Origin of the sequence: Pseudomonas sp. NDM (genome assembly GCF_003105095.1) — a bacterium.
GTDB lineage: Bacteria > Pseudomonadota > Gammaproteobacteria > Pseudomonadales > Pseudomonadaceae > Aquipseudomonas > Aquipseudomonas moraviensis_A.
The window spans coordinates 1-5,506 of sequence record NZ_QETJ01000238.1; the positions used below are offsets into that span (position 1 = coordinate 1).

The following is a 5,506-nucleotide window of genomic DNA, read 5'->3' on the forward strand; positions in this document are numbered from 1 at the left end:
CCTTCGGCAGCTCCTACATGTTGTACACCCTGCCATTGTAGGAGCTGCCGAAGGCTGCGATCTTTTGATCTTGCTTCAACCGCGTCTATCGAGAATATTCACCACCAACCGATCTACCCAGCCCCACACCCGCTGCTTCACCCGCCGCCACAACGGCCGGCGCTGCCATTGCTCCAGGCTCACCAACTGACTCAAGCCGAAGTCCTTCTCAAAGCTCGCCTCCACCGCTGCCGTCAGCGCCGGATCCAGTGCCTCCAGATTCGCCTCCAGATTGAAACGCAGATTCCAGTGATCGAAGTTGCACGAGCCGATGCTCACCCAATCGTCCACCAGAACCATTTTCAGGTGCAGGAAGCACGGCTGGTATTCGAAGATCTGCACCCCGGCCTTGAGCAGGCGCGGGTAGTAGCGATGCCCGGCGTAGCGCACCGAAGGGTGATCAGTCCGCGGCCCGGTCAGCAACAGACGCACATCGACACCGCGTGCCGCGGCTTTGCGCAGGGAGCGGCGGATTTGCCAGGTTGGCAGAAAGTACGGCGTGGCCATCCAGATGCGTTGCTGGCCGCTGTTCAAGGCGCGGAACAGTGATTGCAGAATGTCGCGGTGCTGACGGGCATCGGCGTAAGCCACACGGCCCATGCCCTCGCCCTTGTCCGGCACACGCGGCAGGCGCGGTAACCCGAAATGCGCGGCCGGGCGCCAGGCGCGGCGGTAACGGTTGGCGATCCACTGCCGATCAAACAGCAATTGCCAATCGATCACCAACGGGCCGCTGATCTCCACCATGACTTCGTGCCACTCGCTGACATCATGGCCCGGCGTCCAGAATTCATCGGTCACGCCCGTGCCGCCGACCACCGCGAGGCATTGATCGACCAGCAGCAATTTACGGTGATCGCGGTAGAAGTTGCCGACCCAGCGCCGCCAGCTCAGGCGATTGTAGAAACGCAGCTCGACGCCCGCCTCGGTCAGGCGCTGACGCAGTGTCAGGGTAAACGCGAGACTGCCGTAATCATCGAACAGGCACCGGACGCGCACACCGCGCTCGGCCGCCGCGACCAGAGCCTGGACGATGGCTTCGGCGCAGGCGCCGGCCTCGACCAGATACAGCTCCAGTTCGATCTGCTCTTTGGCGAGGGCAATGTGCTCGAGCATGCGCGGAAAGAATTGCGGGCCGTCGATCAACAGTTCGAAACGGTTGCCGTCACGCCAGGGGAACACCGCACCGCGCATGTCAGCGCGCCGTGAAGATCAGCACCGCACCCACCGGCACCGACAGACTGATGGCCGACAGGTCGGCGAGTTTGCGCAGGTTTTCCAGGCCCGGCGCCAGATCGAAATCCTCGGCGTTGATCACCAGCGGCTCCAGGGTCACCACCTGAAAGCGTCGATCATCGAGACGCGTGGCGAGCAACTCGGCCGGGTATTCGTGCTGCTTGCCGTGCAGGCTGACGGTCAGCGGCAGGCGTAATTCCAGCTGCGCGCCGGGGGCCAGATCGTTGATCGGGCGCAGGTCGATCTGCGTGGTGATGGTCGCTGCGGGGAATTGCTCGATCTGGAACAGCTCTTTGCGCATGCGTTCATCACGCAGGGGAATGCCACTGTTGATCGATTCGAGCTCGACTTCGACTTCGGCGCGACCGTTGGGATCGACCTTGCCGTGCAGCACCAGAAAGCGCTGCACTTCCGACACGCTGGCATTTTTGGTGCTGACGAACGACAGCCGCGACGATTCGCCGTCCAGATACCAATTGGCCTGGGCCGGCAGTGCAGCGGCGGTCAACAGCAGACTGGCGAAGACTGTATAGAGGGAGCGGTTGAACATTGAACACTCGTGGGGGCGATAAACCTGCACGAACCTTAACCGCCTCCACGGTTATTGCAAACTGGAGATCACCACTGATTGATTGGCTGGTGAAATCCTGTAGGAGTGAGCCTGCTCGCGATGACGGCATATCAGTCGACATCTTTTTTAAATGTCAGACCGCTATCGCGAGCAGGCTCACTCCTACAAGGGGATCGGCTGTGGTCAGGGATTCAGGCGACAGCCCTGGCGTTCGCTCAGCCACTGCGCGCTGTTGCTGCGGCCCATGCCGCTGACGGTAATGGTTTTGCTCGACGGGTCATCGGTAAAACCGCTGGTTGGCAGCCACTGCTTCACATACCCGCGGCAATACCCGGCATCGTTGTTCATCACATACCGGCACGAGCAATATTCCTTGGCGGTGTAGGCGCTGATGATGTCCGCAAACGCCCAGAGATTCTCGCGTTCATACCAGCCCCAGCCGAGCAGTAACAACTGCAGCACCAGCAAAAAACGCTTCATGGCCGCACCGCCTGCAACACGCGTTTGAGCAGTTCGTTGTGCCGGTAGCTGCCATCGCGGTCATCGCCGTAACGCACGATCACCAGCTTCCGGCTGGGCATCACGTACAGCGCCTGGCCCCAGTGGCCGAGGGCGGCGAAGGTGTCGGGCGGGGCGTCGGGCCACGGTGATGCTGCGCCATCGACAGGACGATTGAGCCACCAATGGCCGCCCGGCACGGCTTCGTCCTGATGCGCCTTGTAGCCGGCAAACGGTGTGAGGTTGAACGCGAGCCAATCCTCGGGCAGCAACTGCCGATCGTTCCAGCGCCCGCCGCGCGCCATCAGCAGGCCGACCCGCGCCAGATCCCGTGCAGTGAGATAAGCATAGGACGAGGCGACAAAGGTGCCGCGGGCATCGCTTTCCCACACGGCATGGCGGATGCCCAAGGGTTCGAACAGTGCTGTCCACGGATAGTCGGCATAACGCTGCGGCCCCACGATAGTTTTCAGCGCGGCGGCGAGCAGATTGCTGTCGCCGCTGGAATAACGGAAAGCCTGACCCGGTGCGGCATAAGCGTCGTGGTTCGCAGTGAATGCCGCCATGTCGCGATGGCCCCGGGTGTAGAGCATCGCTACCACCGACGATTTCAGCGGGGCGTATTCGTAGTCTTCCTGCCAGTCCAGACCGGACGCCCAGTTGAGCAGATGGCCGAGGCTGATCGCCGGGTGTTTTTCCAGCGCCGGGTAGAACTTCAGGGCCGGGTCGTCGAGTTTGAACCGGCCTTCGCCGTAGGCCACACCGAGCACCGTAGCCAGCAGGCTTTTGCTGATCGACCAGGTCAAATGCGGGCTCTGAGCGGTGGTCGGGCCGGCGTAGCGTTCGTAGACGATCTGGCCGTCGCGGATGATCAACAAGGCGTCGGTGCGGATGCCCTTACGGGTGGCGTCGTCACGGGGCGGGAAGGCGTAACTTTCCAGTGCCTCGACGGCGGGGCCCGCGATCGGCGAGCCGATTGGCCATTGCTCATTCGGCCATTGTTCGGCGTGAGCGGTGAGGCTGATCAGCAGCAGGAACAGGGACAGGCCTTTGAACATGGTTGAGGCTCTGGGGTTGGTCTGCTGAGATTAGGCGGGGTTCATGACAGGTTGGTGGCGTTTCGTATATTGCTATCGCGAGCAGGCTCACTCCTACAGTTTGATCGCATTCCAACTGAACAAACGCGATCAACTGTAGGAGTGAGCCTGCTCGCGATGAGGCCAGTCAGGCCGATGCAAGAGCCTTGGCCAAGCGCTTCGCCCTCGCCCCCGCCGGCCACCGCCAATTCGAACGGCGTGACGTTGCCCAGCGCCTGCGACAACGTTGCAAAACCTTCGGCCAGATCAGCAGCGGCGGGCAGGCGTTCACGGCGGTGCAGCAGTTCTGTCCAGGGCACGGGCGCCTCCTTGTGGGCTGTCATATAAGCATCACCGAACGTTCATGGCGATGACACCGGGGCTACATAGCCTGACTTTGCACAACACGGCTGCATAAAGAAAGTCGATCGGCTGCAACCCACGACGGGTTAAAGGCCCGTACGGAGATTCACATGACGCAAATCGCCCGCATCAGCGACACCGGCAATGAACGCCGCCTGCAAGCCGAACGCCTGGTCGGCGCCGAAGCCTTGCAGCAAGCCCAGGCCCTGCGCTTCGCCGTCTTCAGCGGCGAGTTCAACGCCAAATTGAAAGGCGCGGAACTGGGTCTGGACATGGATGATTATGATGTTCACTGCAGCCACATCGGCGTGCGTGATCTGAACACCGGGCGTCTGGTCGCAACCACGCGTTTGCTCGATCACACCGCCGCCAGCAGCCTCGGCAAGTTCTACAGCGAAGAAGAATTCAGCCTGCATGGGCTCGCGCATCTGCAAGGTCCGATCCTGGAAATCGGCCGCACCTGCGTCGACCCGGCGTACCGCAACGGCGGCACCATCGCCGTGCTCTGGGGCGAGTTGGCCGAAGTACTCAATCAGGGCGGCTACAGCTATCTGATGGGTTGCGCGAGCATTCCGATGCAGGACGGCGGCATTCAGGCCCACGCAATCATGCAGCGTTTGCGCGAACGTTATCTGTGCACCGAACACCTGCGGGCCGAGCCGAAAAATCCGCTGCCGACGCTGGATATCCCCTCCAACGTCATCGCCGAAATGCCGCCGCTGCTCAAGGCTTACATGCGCCTCGGTGCGAAGATCTGCGGCGAGCCGTGCTGGGACGAAGACTTCCAGGTCGCCGACGTGTTCATCCTGCTCAAGCGCGACGAACTCTGCCCGCGCTACGCCAGGCACTTCAAGGCGGCGGTGTGATGAGCCGGTTGCGGGTGTACGCGCGAATCGCGCGAGTGCTGCTGGTGGTGACGCTGGGATTGACCATGGCCAGCGTCTTCGGCGTGTTCGAGCGCATCGGTCTGGCCCATTCGATGGAGCGGCGCCAGCGCTGGTCGCGCTTCTTCATGGCGCGGCTGAGCAACGCCCTGCCCTTTCGCGTGAGCGTGCACGGTGAGCTGCCGAAACAGCCGATGCTGTGGGTCAGCAATCACGTGTCGTGGACCGATATTCCGCTGCTGGGCATGCTCACGCCGCTGTCGTTTCTGTCCAAGGCCGAAGTGCGCACCTGGCCGGTGGCCGGTTGGCTCGCGGCCAAGGCCGGCAGTCTGTTCATCCGCCGTGGTTCGGGCGACAGCCAGTTGATCCGCAAACAGATGACCCGTCATTTGCAAACCGAACATTCACTGCTGATGTTCCCTGAAGGCACTACCACCGACGGCCGTTCGCTGCGCACTTTCCATGGTCGCCTGCTGTCGGCGGCGATCGATTCGCAGGTGATGCTGCAACCGGTGGCGATCCGTTACCTGCGCGAGGGCAAAATCGATGCGCTGGCGCCGTTCATTGGTGACGATGATCTGCTCTCGCATCTGATGCGCCTGTTCAGCCATGACTGCGGCGATGTCGAAGTGCATCTGCTCAAACCGATTGCCTGTCAGGGCCGCGAGCGCGCGGCGCTGGCGTTCGAAGCGCAGCAGGCGGTGCAGAAGGTGTTGTTTGGATCGATTCCGGAAAGCCGACAATCGCCAATGCGCCCGGCAATTGCTGCCTGAAACACAAATCCCCTGTAGGAGTGAGCCTGCTCGCGATGGCGGTCTGTCAGTCACATTTGCATGAAC

Annotated in this window: 6 protein-coding genes and 1 pseudogene; 2 read left to right on the forward strand and 5 right to left on the reverse strand. The window is 61.9% G+C overall.

Translation table 11 applies throughout. The features are described from left to right. Nucleotides 1–75: 75 nt before the first annotated feature. The 5 genes and pseudogenes from DCO47_RS25450 to DCO47_RS25470 form a co-directional block, all read right to left on the reverse strand. Nucleotides 76–1,233, reverse strand: coding sequence for a phosphatidylserine/phosphatidylglycerophosphate/cardiolipin synthase family protein (locus tag DCO47_RS25450; protein ID WP_116659189.1), 1,158 nt, complete (start codon nucleotides 1,231–1,233; stop codon nucleotides 76–78). 1 nt (nucleotide 1,234) lies between these two features. Next, nucleotides 1,235–1,825 (reverse strand): YceI family protein, encoded by a 591-nt coding sequence (locus DCO47_RS25455; protein ID WP_042608176.1) that lies wholly within the window; start codon nucleotides 1,823–1,825, stop codon nucleotides 1,235–1,237. A gap of 204 nt (nucleotides 1,826–2,029) precedes the next feature. Beyond that, nucleotides 2,030–2,326, reverse strand: coding sequence for an amidase (locus DCO47_RS25460; RefSeq protein ID WP_116659190.1), 297 nt, complete (start codon nucleotides 2,324–2,326; stop codon nucleotides 2,030–2,032). Next, nucleotides 2,323–3,402 carry a serine hydrolase gene (locus DCO47_RS25465; RefSeq protein ID WP_116659191.1) on the reverse strand — a complete coding sequence of 360 codons (1,080 nt, stop codon included), beginning with the start codon at nucleotides 3,400–3,402 and terminating at the stop codon, nucleotides 2,323–2,325. Before DCO47_RS25465 ends, DCO47_RS25460 begins: the two co-directional genes overlap by 4 nt. 205 nt (nucleotides 3,403–3,607) lie before the next feature. Then, nucleotides 3,608–3,740: pseudogene (locus DCO47_RS25470) on the reverse strand (acyl-CoA dehydrogenase); the annotation flags it as partial. A 153-nt stretch (nucleotides 3,741–3,893) separates the two neighbouring features. On the opposite strand from DCO47_RS25470, the gene olsB reads away from it, so the two are divergent. Together olsB and DCO47_RS25480 are read left to right on the forward strand one after the other, a co-directional pair. Next, nucleotides 3,894–4,649: an L-ornithine N(alpha)-acyltransferase gene (gene olsB / locus DCO47_RS25475; protein WP_042608179.1), complete on the forward strand. Its 756-nt coding sequence runs from the start codon at nucleotides 3,894–3,896 to the stop codon at nucleotides 4,647–4,649. Then, complete coding sequence (locus DCO47_RS25480) at nucleotides 4,649–5,440, forward strand: 1-acyl-sn-glycerol-3-phosphate acyltransferase (RefSeq protein WP_116659192.1); 792 nt, start codon at nucleotides 4,649–4,651, stop codon at nucleotides 5,438–5,440. The genes olsB and DCO47_RS25480 overlap by 1 nt, the downstream gene beginning before the upstream one ends. Nucleotides 5,441–5,506: the final 66 nt, after the last annotated feature.

Coding starts and splice junctions, on each gene's coding strand:
- DCO47_RS25460 (WP_116659190.1), bottom strand. CDS start 2,326: ATGAAGCGTTTTTTGCTGGTGCTGCAGTTGTTACTGCTCGGCTGGGGC.
- DCO47_RS25480 (WP_116659192.1), top strand. CDS start 4,649: ATGAGCCGGTTGCGGGTGTACGCGCGAATCGCGCGAGTGCTGCTGGTG.
- DCO47_RS25450 (WP_116659189.1), bottom strand. CDS start 1,233: ATGCGCGGTGCGGTGTTCCCCTGGCGTGACGGCAACCGTTTCGAACTG.
- DCO47_RS25455 (WP_042608176.1), bottom strand. CDS start 1,825: ATGTTCAACCGCTCCCTCTATACAGTCTTCGCCAGTCTGCTGTTGACC.
- DCO47_RS25465 (WP_116659191.1), bottom strand. CDS start 3,402: ATGTTCAAAGGCCTGTCCCTGTTCCTGCTGCTGATCAGCCTCACCGCT.
- olsB (WP_042608179.1), top strand. CDS start 3,894: ATGACGCAAATCGCCCGCATCAGCGACACCGGCAATGAACGCCGCCTG.